Here is an 18,355-nt window from a genome sequence, read left to right on the forward strand (position 1 = left end):
CATTTTTGGATAGACGTGTTGGCAATGGTACTTTTCGGTTTAGGTATCGGAGTTTTGATCTGTTTTCTGGGTGGTTTGATGGCAGTGGATATTGCTCCCCGTAATGCTTCGGGTGCTGCATTGGGAGTAGTAGGTATTGCCAGCTACATCGGAGCCGGATTGCAGGACGTGATGAGCGGTATACTGATAGAAGGGCAAAAAACAGTTCAGAATGGAGTAGATGTTTATGACTTTACTTATATCAATTGGTTTTGGATTGGTGCTGCTTTGCTTTCGGTGTTGTTTGCTTTGCTGGTGTGGAATGCAAAATCAAAAGAAGTAGATTAGTTATAAAGATGTATTAGGTTAGATGGACAATGCTTGTCCTATATGGGATGACAAACATTTGTTTTCGAGGTATTAGTTGCCATTCCGGGAAGTACGCTATACAATCATTGCTTTTCTTCCCGGAATGGTTTTTTATTTAATTATTCATTTCTACCAGCCAGCGACTTAAGTTTCTGCTTTCGGCACTAAACTCAACGCCTACCTTTACAATTTCTCTATGATCTGCTTTATAAGAAATTAAATACCCTTTATCTTCAATTTGTTTAAGTGCTTCCTCGGCAGTACCATTCAGCTTAAATTCAAATACATAAATGTATTTAGGTGTTTTTACCACAGCATCGGCACGACCACGTGAACTACGGACTTCTGCTTCCGTAAACTGTCCCATCAGTTTGAAAATCAAATAGAAAATAACCTGATAATGCCGTTCCGTTTGATCATTCAATTCATAAGGTATATCGGCGAAAAAGGCTTCCATACGGGTGAGGAAAGCGTCGTAATCACCTTTCTCTAATTCATCAATAAACTTTCCAATATAAAATCCTTGGTCGTTATTCTTCATTGGAGTATAGAACGGAATAAGGAAATTGATGAATCCATAGCGTACCTCATCATTAGGAAAATCCAATAGATAATTATTAAATCGCCTGTCGTAGTCTTTAATCGTCAAATATCCGCTTTGATAAATCAGTGGAATTGGATTATTGGCATCCACCCTATACTCTGCAAAAGAAGAAACAGGGGCTTCGATACCATTTAATAATGTACGTAAATCATATTCACTTTTTTGCAGAAGTTCAACCAGAAACGTAGGTGTACCAGTTTGAAACCAGTAACTGCCTAGCTCCAGTTTACTGAAAGCATTCAACACACTGAACGGATTAAATACTCCTTCACCATCCTGATGAAAATGATAGCCGTCGTAATTGCGTTTCATTGCTGTGACTACTTCTTCCGGCAACAGATGATTTTTACGACCGAAGGTTTCTATTTCAGGATCGAAAGTACTGGTTAGTTCCTCATGGGTGATGCCGCAAAGTGTTGCATAAGAGTAGTCAAGACTGATGTCATTCAACTGGTTCAGATCGCTGAATACACTGACTTGCGAAAACTTGGTTACTCCGGTAAGAAATACAAATCGCAAATAACGGTCGGTGCTTTTCAGAACTCCATAGAAAGCTTTCAGCATCTGACGATATTCTTCGAGTAATTCCAAATTGTTGATAGCTTGCAAAAGAGGTTTATCATATTCATCGACCAGCACAACCACTTGGTGTCCTGTTCGTAAAAAAGCCTGTTCTATGACATAACTGAAACGTTCTTCCGGACTGCGATCTCTTTTCTCGTCACCGTAGACAGCTTCCCATTTTTCAAGATACTGATTCAGCATTGCTGTCAGGTCTGCTGCCGTCTCATACTTCCGGGCGTTTAAGTCAAGATGTAGAACGGGATGCTGCTCCCATTTTGTTTCCAGCTTTTCAATAGCCAAACCCTCGAAGAGGTCTTTGCGCCCTTGAAAATAGGCTTCAAAAGTAGAAAGAAGCAGACTCTTGCCGAAACGTCTGGGGCGACTGAGGAAATAAGGTTTTCCTGTTGAGATGATTCGCCATACCAATTCCGTCTTATCCACATATAGATAATTATTTCTTCGGATATCCTCAAAGGTCTGTATTCCAATAGGAAGTTTACGCATCAAGTCATACATATTCGGTTCTTTAGCTGTTATACACATCAAAGGTAATCATTATTTCGAAATAATGATGAATGAACACTTTAAAAACGGGATATATCTGATATATATCATCTTTCTCCTTATATATTTGTTGCTTGCGTAACAAAAAGATTCCCCCAAATGCGGATAAGTGGAAAAATATTAATAATATTGTCATCCGATATTTTACATCTTTGTTATACTTTTGTTCTTAAAATGCGACACTATGATTGAATTTTCAGATGAGAAATTCTTATTGGATGAAATAAAAAAAGGAAATAATCAAGCTTTTGAATATCTTTTTAAGACCTACTATCCTCGTTTGCGTGGCTATGCTATTCGTTTTGTTGAAGATGAAGAAACGGCTCGTGATATTATTCAAGAGTGCTTCTTGCGTTTCTGGGAGAAGCGGGCATTGCTGTCGGCAGTATCGGTCACATCTTTGCTTTTTGCGATGGTGCGTAATGGATGCTTGAATTACTTGAAGCATCTTTCGATTGTTGAGAAACATCAGATTGAATATCTTGCATCTGTTGATGGAGAAGAACGGCTCTACTATTCCGATTTCGCATTAGATGCCGAACATAAACTGCTGTATGACGAGTTGCAGGAACAGATCAACATTGTCATTGGGCAATTGCCTGAACGCTCCCGCGAGATATTCCTGATGAGCCGTTTCAAAGGACTGAAGAATCGTGAAATAGCAGACAAACTTCAAATATCGACCACGGCAGTTGAAAAACACATTGCCAAAGCATTGCAGTGCTTCTCTAAACACTTCAAAGACAAGTATCCGGTAGATATTTATATTATAATTATTGCCTGGGTTATTATGAATAATAAATAAAATGGAAAAGATAAACCATTGAAAATTAGGGCGAAAAAGCAGGAACCGAAAAATTCCTGTTTTTTTTATTTCTATCGGTGGTTGGGTAAAAGAAATAATAGTTGTTACATCTTATAGAAAGTGAAATTATGGAAGAAAAGAAAAACATTCGTGAGTTAGCTATTCAGTATTTCGAAGGAAGAATCCTGCGCAAAGACGAGAAACTGCTGTTTGAGTATGTCGGGCAAAGCGAAGAAAATCGTGCGACATTCAGACAATGGGAAAAGGAGTGGATTGCATCAGGTATTTCAGATTCCGGAACAATCGGAGAATGGGAAATTTTGCAGCGCAAGATTCGCACTCAAGAAGCTATTATCCCGATGCTTACTGTTTCAAAATTCCGGTCATCCGTATGGCGGCAAGTTGCTGCGGTTGCGGCTATCGTGATTCTGACCATAGGAGGCACCATAGGTATTTGGCAGATTTCTTCCTCATTAAAGCCGGAGACGTATTTTGTATGCGAAACTCCTTATGGAGAGAAGAGTAAAGTCGTTCTTTCTGATGGGACAGTCGTTTGGCTTAATGCAGGTTCCACACTGAAGTATTCGAACAAGTTTAATACGGCCAATCGTAAAGTCGAATTGAACGGTGAGGGATATTTTGAAGTCACAAAGAAGGAGGGAACCACTTTCATCGTACAGACACATGGATATGACGTAGTCGTAAAAGGAACGAAGTTCGATGTATCCGCATATGCGGACGATCCGTTTATTTCCACCACTCTGCTCGAAGGTTCGGTCGAGTTGAATTATAAGGGGACTCCGGTTATGATGTCTCCTGGTGAATCAATAAGATTGAATGTAGAAACCGGGAAATTTGTCCGTACCCAAGTAAATGCCTCACAATCAAAAGCGTGGGCGGAGAATCGTATAGAATTTGATCATATTACATTAAAAGAACTAGTCACAAAACTATCCCGGCAATATGATGTGAATATTCGATTGGAATCGGAGTCGATAGGCGATAAGACTTTCCGTATTTCTCTGCGAAACAGAGAAACGATAGGAGAGGTGATGACTGCTTTGCAGGAGATCATCCCGATAACCATCGAACGTATAGACAAGGATATATATATCAGAGAATAATTTCTATTTAGTAACAACTATTATTAAATTAAATCAGGAAGAACTATGAACAACCGAAAGAACTTATTACGGTTACTTCTTTTCGTTTCATTGAGCTTTGTTGCAGTAATTTTAAATGGTCAAACAGTGAGTAAGACATTTAAAAATGAAGCTTTGAAAACGGTATTGAAAGAAGTGGAAAAACAAACCGGACTATCTGTTATTTATAAAACAGACGAGGTAAATGAGAACAAGAAAATTACGGCAACATTTAAAAATGCTTCGATAAATACTGTTTTGGATAAAATCCTTGATGAAGGATTAACTTATAAACTGCAGAATAAAATGATTGTGATTTCTAAGAAAGAACAACCATTGAAGCAAAGTGTAAAAAAAGTAGTAACTGGGGTCGTTGTTGATGCTGCAGGAGAGCCTGTCATTGGAGCGGCGGTTATGTTGAAAGGCACAACAATCGGTACAATTACTGATATGACTGGTAATTATACTATTGAAGTCCCGGCTGAAGGCGTTCTAGTTATTTCTTACGTAGGGTATAAAACACTTGATATCCGAGTTAATGATATTCGTGCACTGTCAAAGATTACTTTGCATGAAGATAGTGAGATGATTGATGAAGTTGTGGTCGTTGGCTATGGAACAACAAAGAGAGCCAACTTGTCAGGTGCTGTAGGTCAGATTTCGTCTAAAGAAATAGAACATCGTATCAGTGGAAATACTGGTCAGACTTTGCAAGGTCTTATACCTAATCTGAATGTTTCTTTTAGTGATGGCGCCATTAATAAAAAAGCCTCATTTGATATTCGTGGCGTTGGATCTATTAATGGAGGTTCGCCTCTGATTTTGATTGATGGGGTAGAGGGTGATTTAAACTATATAAATCCGAAGGATATCGCTTCTGTTTCAGTATTGAAAGATGCCTCTTCAGCAGCTATTTATGGTGCGCGCGCAGCTTTTGGTGTAGTGCTTATTTCTACTAAAAATCCGGAGAAAGGAGCTGTACAAGTGAATTATTCTAATCACTTCGGTTGGAGTAATCCGACGATTAATACTGATAATTTTATTACGGACGGTTTAGAATGGGCACGTTTGAGTGATAAATTGAGTTTGCTTTCCAACACCAGTACCTATTTGGGGTATTCTGAAGAAGATTATGCTTATATGGAAGCCCGCAAGAAAGACCCTTCATTACCGTCTGTTCTTGTTAAAACAGTCAACGGTGTTGAACGTTTTGTACACTATGGTAACACGGATTGGTGGTCTTATATATTCCGTAAGAATCAACCCTCAATGGAGCATAACATCAATTTATCAGGTGGAACTGATAAAATGCGCTTCTATTTGTCCGGTCGTTATTATAGTCGTGACGGTATTTACCGTATTAATCCGGATAAGTTGAAAAGTTACACTTTGCGTAGTAAGGTTGATTTTCAAATATTATCAAACTTGCGCCTGAGCAATGCAACGAATCTTTTTATTAGTGATTATAACTATCCTGCCACTAATACACGTAGTTTGGATGGCAATAATAATAGTGAAAACTGGCGTAAATATACTTATCATGCTTCTCCCTTATTCTTACCATACAATCCCGATGGTAGCATTATGATTAATAGCGCCTATGCTCCAGGACGTGATATTGCTGATGGAACATTTGCTGATTTAATTTATGGTAAAAGTAAAGGGACTGATTCGGAATATGATGTGATGAATACAGTTTCTTTACAGTTTACTCCGATTAAAGGATTGGAATTGAATGCTGATTATAGTTTCAGAAAAGAAGGACCTTTCTCGCGTCAACTTATTGTTTCAACACCTCATACTAATCAACCGAATGGAGAAGGAATAACTTTGTATAAGACAAATACTGAATTATACAAAGAGAGACATTGGCATTCTATGTATCAAGCCATTAATGCCTATGCTACCTATAGTCATAGTTTTAAGGCACGACATAATTTAAAAGCAATGTTGGGATTCAATCAGGAATGGAAACATTGGGAGCGAACCACTGCAAAGCGAAGCAGTCCTCTTTCCGAAGATTTGGGCTCTTTCGGGCTGGCTACCGGTGAAAATATTGATTTATTGGGAGCTCAAGAAGAGTGGGCTATACGGGCTGCTTTCTATCGGTTGAATTATGATTATAAAGGTAAATATTTGGTTGAATTTAATGGTCGCTTCGACTTATCATCCAAATTTCCCCATGATAAGCGCTTAGGAATTTTCCCTTCCGGATCAGTAGCTTGGCGTGTTAGCGAGGAAAACTTTTTCAAAGGGTTGCGTTCAACAGTCAGTAACTTCAAGTTACGTGCTTCTTATGGTACACTTGGTAATCAGAACGTAGGCCCATATGATTATATTGCTAAAATGAAAGCTAAGTTGGGAGGTTACATTGTGAATGGTTCTTATTTGAACTATTTGAATACACCAGGTGCTATATCTACTAATTTTACATGGGAAAGTTCTGAAACTTTCAATTTGGGAGTTGATTTATCCTTTTTTGATGGGCGTCTTTCTACTTCGTTCGACTGGTATCAGCGTAATACGCGAGATATGTTAACTAAAGGAAAAGAGCTGCCTGCTGTATTCGGGACATCAGAGCCGGAAGAAAATGCAGCCGATTTACGTACCCGTGGTTTTGAACTATCTGTAAATTGGCGGGATAAGTTTATGTTGGCTAGCAGACCTTTTGAGTATGGAATTAGTGCCAGCTTAGCTGATAATCGCACTGTTATTACTAAATTTGATAATCCCAGCGGGCTGATTGATGAATTTTATGTTGGTAAAGAATTAGGTGAAATTTGGGGATATACTATCGAAGGGTTCTTCCAGACAGATGATGAGTATTTGACACATGCAGACCAGCTGAAAGTAAATTCTAGTATTCGTAATAAGTATCTTATCAATCATCCTATTGCTGGTGATTTAAAATTCAAAGACTTGAATGAAGACGATGAAATTTCTCCGGGAAAGAAAACTTTGGATGATCATGGTGACTTGCGTATTATCGGTAACAGCTCACCGAGATATACATTAGGTTTAAATTTGAACATGACATATGCAGGTTTTGATTTTTCAACTTTCTTTCAAGGAGTGATGAAGCAAGACTGGTGGCCCGGTAAAGAGAATAGTTATTTTTGGGGACCGTATGTTCGTCCATACGAGAATTTCTATCCCAAAAGTATAGAGTCTATGAGTTGGACACAGGAGAATCCGAATGCTTATTTCCCACGTTTGGCTGCAGATGCTTCCAATCAGGGTAATGCTTATGAAGGAGCGCAGTTATCTGTTTATTCGGATAAGTATTTGCAAAATGCAGCGTATGTACGTTTGAAGAATATAACAATTGGATATACATTACCGACACAAATCTGTCGAAAGATAAAGTTTTTAAAGAGTGTTCGAATGTATGTTTCAGGTGAGAATATTCTGACTTTCTCTCCTTTGTATAAACATAATCCTGATCGGACGGTAGATCCGGAGCAATTAGGAGATGGTAATTCTTATCCGTTCAGTAAAACGTTTGCTTTCGGTTTTGATATTAAATTCTAAAATGCAATATTATGAAAAAGATATATGTGACAGTAAAACTGATTGGACTTTTGGTTGTAGGAGGTATAATAGCTTCGTGCAATGATTCATTTATGGATCGATACCCTTTATCAGAAGTATCACCGGAAAATTCTTTTAAAACAGCTAGAGATTTAGAGCTTTATACCAATGGATTTTATGAACATTTGCCTGAAATAAAATCTATTATTGAGAAAGATTTGAGTACGGATAATGTTTTGTATACCAATATTCCGGTAGAACAACGTAGTGATGACAGGACTATTCCATCCGACGTAGGTAGTGGAGGCTGGAGTTGGGGAAATTTAAGAGCGATAAATCTCTTCTTCGATCATTATGGGCAATGTACTGATTTGCTGGCTCGTGATAAATATGAAGGTGTGGCTCGTTTCTTCAGGGCTTGGTTTTATTTTGATAAAGTGAAACGCTTTGGCGATGTACCATGGTATGAAACGGTTATTCAGACCGGTGATAAAGACCTGCTTTATAAAGCTCGTGATAGTCGTGAGTATGTAGTAAATAAGATTATAGAAGATTTGGAGATAGCTATAGATAAGTTGGAAAAGAAGCGTGTTTCTGACCAAGTGAACTGTTGGACTGCACTATCTTTGCTTTCGCGTGTTTGTCTTTATGAAGGGACTTTTCGTAAATATCATACAAATTTGAACTTAAATGGGGCTGATGAATTATTAGAAAAAGCATATAAAGCTGCTGAAAGAGTGATCAACGAATCGGGTTACAAATTATACTCTACGGGTAATACCGATACGGATTATCGTGACTTGTTTGCTTCTAATGACTTACGGGAGGAAGAAGTTATTTTAGGAAGGAGATATTCGTTGCTGCTTAATAAAATACACAATATAAACTATTATTTGACCTCACGTACGCAAAAAGACATTGGTTTGACAAAAGATTTTGTAGATTCCTATTTATTGCAATCAAGTGGAAAACCCTTTACGTCTAAAGCAGGGTATAAAACGATGGGATTTTATGAAGAAATGCAAAATAGGGATAAGCGTTTGGCTCAAACGATTCGTTCTGTTGGATATAAACGTATTGGGGATAACACGATACTGTTGCCGGATTTTGCTGCTACAATGACTGGTTATCAGGTAAGTAAATTTGTATCGGATATATCACAGGATGGTGATGGAGCTTCTTATCAAGATGTTGCTATCATTCGTTATGCAGAAGTTCTGTTAAATTATGCCGAAGCAAAAGCCGAGTTGGGGCTGTTGATTCAAGATGATATTGATAAATCAATAAAGTTGATCAGGAGTCGTGTAGGAATGCCTAATTTGAATATGAATGATGCTAATCAGTCTCCCGATGCAACAATGGCTGCTATGTATCCCAATATAGCAGGAGAAAATAAAGGAGTATTACTTGAAATACGCCGTGAACGTCGTATTGAGTTGGCTTTAGAAGGTTTCCGATGGGATGATGTGGTACGTTGGAAAGCGGGTAAATTGTTAGAACCTCATTTTACAGGCATTTATTTTCCATCATTAGGAGAATTTGACTTGGATAATGATGGAAAAGTTGATTTGTTGTTGTATGAAGAAGGAAAAGAACCTCAAAGTAATGCGTCGCAAAAAGTGAAGATAGGCGGTGTAATTCAATTGACTGAAGGAGATAAAGGCTATTTGATTGGATTTAAGGATAATAAAAAGAAGTTTGATGAACAACGCGATTACCTTTATCCTATTCCGATGGGCGATTTATTACTGAATATAAACTTGGAGCAAAATCCAAATTGGTTTAAATAAATATCTATGAATATGAAGAAAAGTAATTCTTTACTCTTATTGTTGCTCATCTTATTGCAGGCCTGTTCAGGAAGTGATGATTTGGAGACTAAACAAGTGTGTATTAGCGTTTCGGCCAATGAGGTAAGTTATAATGAAACAGTCACTTTTGCTATTGAAAATATAGACGTAACCGATATTACTTCTGTACGTTGGGATTTTGGTGATGGTAAGGGGGCGGTTGAACAAACTTCAAAACATATCTATGATTTGCCGGATGACTATACTGTAGTCGCTTATGTGTCATTTGCCTCAGGCGAAAAGAAAACTTATAAAACCATTATAAAGGTCACTGCGAAAGAGGTGGAAGAAGCTGTGCGTCCATCTATTTCCGCTTCCTTGAAAGAAGGTCGTTATCAGGTATGTGCTCATCGGGGATACTGGAAAGAAGCCCCTGAAAACTCAGTTAAAGCGATCGAAAGAGCTATACATAATGGGATAGATTATATAGAAATAGATGTAAGAAAGACAAAAGATGGTAAATTGATACTGATGCACAATTCCACTATCGATAAAACGACTAATGGGGCGGGTAAAGTGTCCGACTTGACTTATGATGAAATTGCTTCTTACTATATGTACCATGACGGGAATCTGACCGATGAGCGGGTTCCTCTATTATCGGAGGCCTTAATGAGTGCCCGGGGGAAAATTTATGTAGATATCGATATGAAGATTTCAGATTATCGTTCAGTATATGAAATTGTAAGAAAATGTGGAATGTTGTCGCAGTCAATGTTTACTGTATATGAAATACCAAATGCTGCCAAGCTGCTGAATATTGATAAAGAAGTAACCGTGTTTCCGGTGATTTATAGTATGGAAGATTTGGACAGTTATATGAATTTAGCGAAAAATCTTTCTATTGTTCAATTCAATCCGCGTACTTGGAAAGATGAAATTCTGAATAAGGCCTATAATAACGGAATTGCTGGTTTTATGAATGTTTATATCAATTCTGATGAAACACCTGTTAAAGATAACTATCGTAAGATAGACGAGTTTGTAAAGCTGAAAGGTACTGTGGTGCAGACTGATTTTCCAGTCGAGGTGAAAACTTATCTTGATAAATTAAATAGAAACTGATAGTATGAAAAATAAATTGATAGGAATGGCGATACTATTATTGTTGATGGTATCTTGCCAAGAAAAAGATAGTGTGAATGTGAAACCGGTAGCTGCATTTAAACTTGAAGTAGCTACTATAGAAGTAGGACAAAGTGTTTATTTCACAGATTTATCGTTTGATGAAGATGGAGAAGTCGTAAAATGGCAATGGGATTTTGGTAATGGAACTTCATCAGAAGATAAAGAACCGTCCACTGTTTATAATGAGGCTGGTGAATTTTTGGTTGTTTTGACGGTGTGGGATAATAATGGCGTACAAAATGCAAATGTGTTTGATAAAAAAATAGTAGTGAAGGAAAAATCTCTTTCTAATGAAAAGCCTGAAATATTATGGGAATTCCAAACTCCTTGTGGCTTTCAGGATGTATCTCCTGCTATAGATGATCAGGGTAATGTGTTTGTTGGATGTGATGCAAATGCTGGTCGTGGTGGACGAAGTATTTGGTTTGTAAAAGATGGAGAGGAAGTTTGGTGTTATTCATACAACGAAGTAGTTCGTTCGTCACCTGCAATAGCAGATAATGGCACTCTATATATAGGTGGATATAGAAAGAAAGATGATAAGAATAATTTATGTGCATTTTCTTCTGCTTCATCTACTCCAATAGGTGCATTTGATTTAGGAGCTCATGCTAAATATAGTAGTCCGGCTATTGATCAGGACGGTACCATTTATTTCTCAGCAAACAAGAAATTATATGCCATTAAGGCTGCACCTGAAATGACTGAAAAATGGACTGCTGATTGTGAAGGAGAAACCCTGTCAACTCCTGTGATAGATAATGATGTGGTGTATATCTGTTCCAATAGTGGCAAGTTGTATGCCTTTGACAAGAATACTGGGGCGAAGAAATGGGCCACTGAGTATGGAAAAAGCTGCTCTTCTGTTCCTGCTATAGGAGATGACGGTACAATTTATATATGTGGCGAAACCAATGATGGAGGAGTTATTATGGCTGTAAACAAAGACGGAACAGTAAAATGGCAAACTAGTTCTGCATCTGCATTCTCTAATTCCGGAATATCTTTAAGTACCGAAGGACATTTGTATGTAGGAAACTCCGATGGAGAAATGCTTTGCTGCGATCAACAGGACGGTTCTTTGATATGGAAGTTTACAGTACAATCTAAAATACGTTCAGTGCCGGCTGTAGATAATCATGGGAATATCTATTTTGGAGATGGAGAAGGTGTTTTTTATGTGCTTAATTCGGAAGGAAAGCCTGTTTATAAAGAAATTAAGCTGGGTACCAATATTTGGTCTTCTCCTGCAATAGATAGCAATGGAATCATTTATGTGTGTGCTGATTTAACGAAATCTACGGAGCCTGGTAAAATTTTTGCTCTGAAAACCAATGCTACGGGAGCACAGCAGACTTGGTCTATGAGAAGTGGAAATGCTAAGAGGAATGCTCGGCGGTAAAATAATTTAGAGATATAAATATGATGAAACATTTTCTATTTACAATAATATGCTTGTCGGCCCTATGGTCACTATCTGCACAGGAACAAGCATTGGCTATACGTAATAACCTTTTGAACGAGGATTGTAATTCAGTATTAGTAGTATCACATCGTGGCGATTGGCGTAATGCTCCCGAAAACTCGTTGCAAGCCATTAAAAACTGCATTGATATGGGAGTAGATGTGGTCGAAATCGATTTAAAGAAAACAAAAGACGGACATCTGATTCTGATGCATGATAAAAAGATTGACCGCACGACTACAGGAAAAGGCTATCCTGCCGACTATACTCTTGAAGAACTACGGCAATTCCGTTTGAAAAGTGGTACAGGGCATAAGACTGCTCATTTGATACCGACATTGGAAGAAGTAATGTTACTGTGTAAAGGTAAGATCCTTGTCAATATTGATAAAGGCTATGATTACTTCAAAGACGCATATACTGTTTTGGAGAAAACTGGAACAATTCAGCAATGCATCATTAAGGCCGGACTTCCATATGAACAAGTAAGGGCTGAAAACGGTGATGTATTGGATAAGGTAATCTTCATGCCTGTCGTACAACTTCATAAAGACGGGGTGGAAGCTGTCATTGATAGTTATCAGACACACATGAAACCTGCTGCCTATGAACTGGTTTTTGATAATGACAGTCCGGAGATTCTTAATTTGATAAAGAAAGTACGTAATACAGGCTCTAATCTTTTTATAAATTCGCTTTGGCCTGAACTATGTGGCGGCCATGATGACGACCGTGCAGTAGAACTTCATCAGCCGGATGAAAGTTGGGGCTGGATTATTAATCAGGGAGCTAAATTGATTCAAACAGATCGCCCGGCTCTTTTATTGGAGTATCTACGTAAAAAGAAACTTCACGACTAAACGCACTTCCTTCATGTTGAAACAACTAATCAATTTTTACAAGGTCTCTTCACCGAGACCTTGTAACGGAGAAGCTTTGTCTTCATCCGATGCCCGCCGTTTGAAGTTTCTGAAATGGTCTACCTTCCTTTCTGCGACTTTTGGTTACGGTATGTATTATGTGTGCCGTCTTAGTCTGAATGTTGTAAAGAAACCTATTGTAGATGAAGGAATTTTTTCGGAAACAGAGTTAGGCATCATAGGTTCCGTATTGTTCTTCACCTATGCGATCGGGAAATTCACGAACGGTTTCCTTGCCGACCGTAGCAATATCAACCGTTTTATGACTACCGGTTTATTGGTAACCGCTTTGGTTAACCTTTGTCTCGGTTTTACCAATTCTTTTATCCTGTTCGCTATCCTTTGGGGGATTAGCGGCTGGTTTCAGTCTATGGGAGCAGCATCCTGTGTAGTAGGGCTTTCCCGTTGGTTCACGGACAAAGAGCGTGGTTCATACTATGGCTTTTGGTCTGCGAGCCATAATATCGGCGAAGCGTTGACTTTTCTGATAATAGCCTCAATTGTCAGCGTGTTGGGTTGGCGGTATGGTTTCTTTGGAGCCGGTATAGTGGGATTGATAGGAGCGTTGATTGTCTGGAAGTTCTTCCATGATACTCCCGAAAGCATGGGATTCCCTTCGGTGAATGTTCCCAAACAGAAAAAAGAAATGAGTGAAACAGAAACGGCTGATTTTAATAAGGCACAGCGTCAGGTATTACTGATGCCTGCCATTTGGATACTGGCTCTTTCGAGTGCTTTTATGTATATCAGCCGCTACGCTATCAATAGTTGGGGTGTTTTTTATTTGGAAGCCCAAAAGGGTTACTCCACATTGGATGCCAGTTTTATCATTTCTATTTGTCCGGTCTGTGGCATAATCGGTACTATGTTTTCCGGTGTTATTTCTGATAAGTTATTTGGTGGACGTCGCAATGTTCCTGCGTTAATTTTCGGATTGATGAATGTATTTGCTCTCTGTCTGTTTCTTTTAGTTCCGGGCGTACATTTTTGGATAGACGTGTTGGCAATGGTACTTTTCGGTTTAGGTATCGGAGTTTTGATCTGTTTTCTGGGTGGTTTGATGGCAGTGGATATTGCTCCCCGTAATGCGTCGGGTGCTGCATTGGGAGTAGTAGGTATTGCCAGCTACATCGGAGCCGGATTGCAGGACGTGATGAGCGGTATTCTGATAGAAGGGCAAAAGACTGTTCAGAATGGAGTAGATGTTTATGACTTCACGTATATCAATTGGTTTTGGATTGGTGCTGCTTTGCTTTCGGTGTTGTTTGCTTTGCTGGTGTGGAATGCAAAATCAAAAGAAGTGGATTAAAGTGAGTACATTAGGTTAGAATATAAGTCTTTGTTTTCGAGGTATTAGACACCATTCCGGGAAGTAAGTAATGATTGCTTATCTTTCTGGAATGGCTTTTTTATAATCAATTAAATAAAAAGTTTTATGGAAAATTCATTGAATGATGAATTATTGTGTTCATTGAAAGATGAACTTCGTGAAGTAACCGCACAAATCAATGTGCATAGTGAAAAATTAATGGATCTGCTCGACCAAAAAAAAGAATCGTTAGCCAACTGACTCGAGAGGTGTCGCATCTCACGCCTGTCATCATCGAGTATCGGGGAAATCCGAAGCAATATGTCTCTGTTGTGCTCGATGCCATCAATCTGGGTAGGTTGACGTATGACGGAGTAGCAAATTGCGAACAGACTTTTCGTGCGTTAGCAAGCGTTGTAGATGTGATAAGCCCTAAGAATGGGAAAACGCTTAGTGTAGAGACGCTGGTGTCTTATGAGAAGAAAAAGCGTGCTGGAGAATTTGAGGAAAAATAATATAAAATAAAAAGATGATTGTTGTATAGTTGAACAACAATTCGTATATTTTCAGTATGGAAAAGAAACGTAAGATCCGTACATACGGATAGTGAAATAGGTAAAGCATTAAAAATAAAGGAGGAATATTATGCAGATAAACAATCATCAAATAGTAGATTATGACGCTGTTCTTGATGTGAAATTTGGAGCAGAAGGTACTCCCGAACGTGCGGAAGCAGAAGAAAAAGCGTATGCTTTCTACACCGGGCAAATTATCGAAGACGCAAGGAAAAAGGCTAAGATTACTCAAGCAGAATTAGCCCGGCGTATCGGTTCCGATCGTTCTTATATTTCAAGAGTGGAAAGTGGTCAGACAGAACCTAAGGTTTCTACTTTCTATCGCATCATGAATGCGTTAGGTTGTAGGATCGAATTTTCGATGTCTTTATAAGAAGCGAATCTTTTTTATCCATAATTGCGAATATCGGAATATAATTTTGAAAATTGGAATTATATTCTTATTTTTGTTGCATGATAAGTGAGTAACTAATGAGAATATTTACAGAACAAGCGTTAAGAGAATATGCAGAGGAGCATCCCGATTCAAAAGTTGCTTTGCAAGAATGGGTTACTATAGTAAAGAAAAGTGAATGGGCTTGTTTCGCTGATATAAAGAAGACCTTTAATAGTGCCGACAGTGTAGGTAACCAGCATTATGTTTTCAATGTTAAAGGGAATAATTATCGCTTGGTAGTAGTGGTGAAGTTCACTGTAAAGTTTGTATATATTCGCTTTATTGGTACTCATAAAGAATATGATAAAATAGATTGTGCTAATATTTGAAAATATGACAAAGATAGAAAACCAAACCCAGTATGAATGGGCTGTAAAGAGAGTGGAGGATCTTCTTCCGTTAGTGAAGGATGATACTCCTTTGAATGATCCTAACAGCATCGAGTTGGAACTTCTTTCTAATCTTGTTGCCGATTATTCAGAGGAACACTTTTCTTTGGGAGAACCTTCGCTTGTGGATGTTCTGAAGCTTCGTATGTACGAAATGGGGCTCAATCAGAAATCACTGTCACAACTGATAGGAGTTAGTCCTTCGCGTCTTAGTGACTACATTTCCGGAAAATGTGAGCCGACATTGAAAGTGGCTCGTGAAATAAGTAAAAAGCTGAATATTGATGCTAGTATTGTGCTAGGAGTATAACTTCGATTCAGATTAAAAAAACATGGTGGGAAATTTGAAAAAGATAACTGTCTTTTTCAAATTTCCCACCGTTTTTTTGAGGAAGAAAAAGGAAAAGGTGAGGGTAGGTGAGGGTCAATTTCTAACATTCGTATTTTTTTTTTAGAAGAAAATAGAAGAATAGAAATAAGAAATATAAAAATGAAAAGTTGCAAAAGTACCCTCACCAACCCTCACCTTTTTGCGTGCGAAGGAGATGAAATCTTATTCATATAGTCTGTTTGATTTCACCTGTTCCGTATCAATAATGAATACAGTGTATCTTCTCCCGTTTTTTCCCTTATGAAATTCGAAGCCGTGTTTGGACATCACTTTTCCCAGTTGGGCTTTGGTTCCGTGAGAATATTGATACCCCGTCCGTTCGCGAATTAATTCCGCAATTTCAGTGACCGTCAGATAATGCACCTTTTCGAAACGTTCCGGTTTGCGGATATGTGTCAACACCAGTTCTTCTTCCGGTGAGTGGAAAATGAAATCCTCGTTGTTCTCTTCAATCCGTGAGTTTTCCGACTGGGTGAACCAATACTGATACCCCGGCTTGTTGAGCAGATACTTGATTTGTGCATACAACTGCGCGTAGTTTATTTTGATAAACTCCATCGAGTCGACATGAAAGCAGAGAAAACGGCGGTTACCTGTGGTGTCGTGAAGCACTTCCTGGTAATTGCATGTGCCGGCAAAAGAAGCCGTGTGAGGAAAGTTCTGCGAACGCCGCGCGTATGGCAGGCGGATGCTGATTACTTTGCGGGTGACCAAATCCTTGAAGATATTCAGTTCCCGTCCGCTCATCCCTTCAAACTCATCCAGATTGATAAGCATTGCTTGCGCTATTTTGGCCAGATCATCCTTGTTGCTCGGGTTGATAAGACCGGTAGAAAGATAGGCGCGCAATTCGGGCGGCAGCAGGTTGTTGATAAACGTAGTCTTTCCGATGTTCTGTATTTCGCTGCAAAGCAACAAAACAGTGTGGTTCACCACATCGTCTTGTGTGGCGGCAGCGCACATTCCCACCAGATAACGTTCCAGACATTCTACCCAAAATTTCTGGTGACTAGTATGCACGCTGTTGGCAAGGATACTGATATAATCCGTTCCGTCCCATTCAGGCAGCGAGTCTAAATACTCGCGAATAGGATGGTAGGTGATGCTGAAGTCGGAGTAGATCAGATTCTGAATCGTCTTGACGGTGCACGAATAGCCTAGTTCGTTCATCTCCATCCAAATGCTGTTTTCCATCATTTCGTCGAGAATATGGAAGGGTTCCGGTTGCTCCGTGTCCGTTTTCCTTCTGCGATATTCCATGATATGAAGCACTTCGTTGTAGCGTGTATCATAATTTTCTTTGATATGTTGCTCAATCTGTAACATTCGCTTCTGCGTACTATTCAGCTTGCGGGTGTCGAATTCCTCGTTGTGTCCGTAAGCACTCCCGATCAGTGTGTCCATTTCATCCGCGGGAAGATCGGTGAACTGGCTCTTGATAAAAGCTGCCGCCTCTTCCTGGGGGACGCCGTAGCGATTGTACATACAAGCCAGGCAATGCAGGTAGTTGTTCCGGTTGCCGGTGACGTACTTTTCGGATTTATTGTGATAATAGTTCAGAGTCACCATTAAGGAAGCGTGCGAGGAATGGTAGTTGAGTGCCACTTGTTCGGTGAGGGGATTGTTGTCTGGTGCTGTCGTCTTTTTCTTTTTGCCGGATGCCCTTTTCTTCTTTTGAGACTTGAAGAACATCGGTGGCTGTTCCACGATGACAGCTGTGGCATCGGGATTGAAATAAATATCCGGATCGTAAGAGAACAGGCAAGTGCGGCTGACATCCTGCCCGGAAGTGTCGACCTCAACTCCGCAGAGCTGGGCATAAAAGGAAGCGATTTTGTGATAAGCGGCATGATGGAAATCTTCAATTTCCTGAATCGTTTCGGGCAATGTCCCGTCCGTCCGGCATACACGTACCACGATTTTCAGTCCCATTCCTTTGGGACTGATGAAAGCGATGCGGGTGTGGGCACACTTTTTTGCCAGTGCGAGGATGCGTGCCAATACTTCCTGTGTCTGATGGTCGATGTCTACCACGATGTATCCCAGATACTTGACGAGAGTTGCGTTTGAACGTCCTCCCCGGTAGTTGGCTGAAAAGGTGATTTCCGGTAGTTCTATTTTCTTTTCGTTGGCTGCTTTCTCGCCTTGTTCCGCGAAGATTCGGCGCACGTCCTCCACTGTTTCCCGGTATGTGCCGTTGCTGATGGCCGATACGATTTCTTCTTCTGTCATTTCGGCTATGACGCGGTAAAAGTCTTGAAAGATGGTAAAATGATCCATGTTGGTTTGTTCTTTTTAATTTGCGGTTGCAAAGAAATTTGTTTGTAAAATAAT

15 protein-coding genes and 1 pseudogene are annotated in these 18,355 nt (G+C 39.3%); 14 read left to right on the top strand and 2 right to left on the bottom strand.

All coding sequences use genetic code 11. The features are described 5' to 3' along the window. Positions 1–327: pseudogene (locus I2I04_RS02290) on the top strand (MFS transporter); the annotation flags it as partial. Between the two features lie 136 nt (positions 328–463). On the opposite strand, the gene I2I04_RS02295 reads toward I2I04_RS02290, so the two are convergent. Next, entirely contained in the window at positions 464–2,032 is a 1,569-nt protein-coding gene (locus I2I04_RS02295; protein WP_195654312.1) for an ATP-binding protein, read from the bottom strand. A gap of 232 nt (positions 2,033–2,264) precedes the next feature. Here I2I04_RS02295 and I2I04_RS02300 point away from each other — a divergent pair, with 232 nt between their 5' ends. The 13 genes from I2I04_RS02300 (at position 2,265) to I2I04_RS02355 (ending at position 15,940) form a co-directional block, all read left to right on the top strand. Continuing rightward, positions 2,265–2,885 (top strand): RNA polymerase sigma-70 factor, encoded by a 621-nt coding sequence (locus tag I2I04_RS02300; RefSeq protein WP_004315628.1) that lies wholly within the window; start codon positions 2,265–2,267, stop codon positions 2,883–2,885. 128 nt (positions 2,886–3,013) lie between these two features. Continuing rightward, a complete protein-coding gene (locus I2I04_RS02305; protein ID WP_143257243.1) occupies positions 3,014–4,009 on the top strand; it encodes a FecR family protein in 996 nt (331 codons plus the stop codon). Between the two features lie 126 nt (positions 4,010–4,135). Further along, positions 4,136–7,558, top strand: a complete 3,423-nt coding sequence (locus tag I2I04_RS02310; RefSeq protein WP_195654189.1) for a TonB-dependent receptor — start codon at positions 4,136–4,138, stop codon at positions 7,556–7,558. 11 nt (positions 7,559–7,569) lie between these two features. Continuing rightward, entirely contained in the window at positions 7,570–9,348 is a 1,779-nt protein-coding gene (locus I2I04_RS02315; protein WP_229126905.1) for a RagB/SusD family nutrient uptake outer membrane protein, read from the top strand. Positions 9,349–9,360: 12 nt separating this feature from the next. Next, positions 9,361–10,473: a glycerophosphodiester phosphodiesterase family protein gene (locus tag I2I04_RS02320; protein WP_195654190.1), complete on the top strand. Its 1,113-nt coding sequence runs from the start codon at positions 9,361–9,363 to the stop codon at positions 10,471–10,473. Between the two features lie 4 nt (positions 10,474–10,477). Further along, positions 10,478–11,938, top strand: coding sequence for a PQQ-binding-like beta-propeller repeat protein (locus I2I04_RS02325; protein WP_195654191.1), 1,461 nt, complete (start codon positions 10,478–10,480; stop codon positions 11,936–11,938). Between the two features lie 20 nt (positions 11,939–11,958). Then, complete coding sequence (locus tag I2I04_RS02330) at positions 11,959–12,861, top strand: glycerophosphodiester phosphodiesterase family protein (RefSeq protein WP_195654192.1); 903 nt, start codon at positions 11,959–11,961, stop codon at positions 12,859–12,861. A 13-nt stretch (positions 12,862–12,874) separates the two neighbouring features. After that, positions 12,875–14,230 (top strand): MFS transporter, encoded by a 1,356-nt coding sequence (locus tag I2I04_RS02335; RefSeq protein WP_195654193.1) that lies wholly within the window; start codon positions 12,875–12,877, stop codon positions 14,228–14,230. 126 nt (positions 14,231–14,356) lie between these two features. Further along, positions 14,357–14,491, top strand: coding sequence for a hypothetical protein (locus I2I04_RS23380; protein WP_255553034.1), 135 nt, complete (start codon positions 14,357–14,359; stop codon positions 14,489–14,491). Between the two features lie 8 nt (positions 14,492–14,499). Then, positions 14,500–14,745 (top strand): hypothetical protein, encoded by a 246-nt coding sequence (locus I2I04_RS02340; protein WP_004315521.1) that lies wholly within the window; start codon positions 14,500–14,502, stop codon positions 14,743–14,745. A 130-nt stretch (positions 14,746–14,875) separates the two neighbouring features. Then, the gene (locus tag I2I04_RS02345) at positions 14,876–15,178 is read left to right on the top strand and encodes a helix-turn-helix domain-containing protein (RefSeq protein WP_195654194.1); all 303 of its coding nucleotides are present in this window, start codon (positions 14,876–14,878) and stop codon (positions 15,176–15,178) included. Positions 15,179–15,276: 98 nt separating this feature from the next. After that, complete coding sequence (locus I2I04_RS02350; RefSeq protein WP_004302298.1) at positions 15,277–15,570, top strand: type II toxin-antitoxin system HigB family toxin; 294 nt, start codon at positions 15,277–15,279, stop codon at positions 15,568–15,570. A 4-nt stretch (positions 15,571–15,574) separates the two neighbouring features. Beyond that, positions 15,575–15,940, top strand: a complete 366-nt coding sequence (locus I2I04_RS02355; RefSeq protein WP_004305829.1) for a type II toxin-antitoxin system HigA family antitoxin — start codon at positions 15,575–15,577, stop codon at positions 15,938–15,940. Between the two features lie 243 nt (positions 15,941–16,183). Here I2I04_RS02355 and I2I04_RS02360 read toward each other — a convergent pair whose 3' ends face one another. Further along, positions 16,184–18,301, bottom strand: coding sequence for a BT4734/BF3469 family protein (locus I2I04_RS02360; RefSeq protein ID WP_195654195.1), 2,118 nt, complete (start codon positions 18,299–18,301; stop codon positions 16,184–16,186). Between the last annotated feature and the right edge of the window lie 54 nt (positions 18,302–18,355).

It is taken from the genome of Bacteroides sp. 1001136B_160425_E2 (assembly GCF_015559655.1).
In the GTDB taxonomy this organism is placed as follows: domain Bacteria; phylum Bacteroidota; class Bacteroidia; order Bacteroidales; family Bacteroidaceae; genus Bacteroides; species Bacteroides luhongzhouii.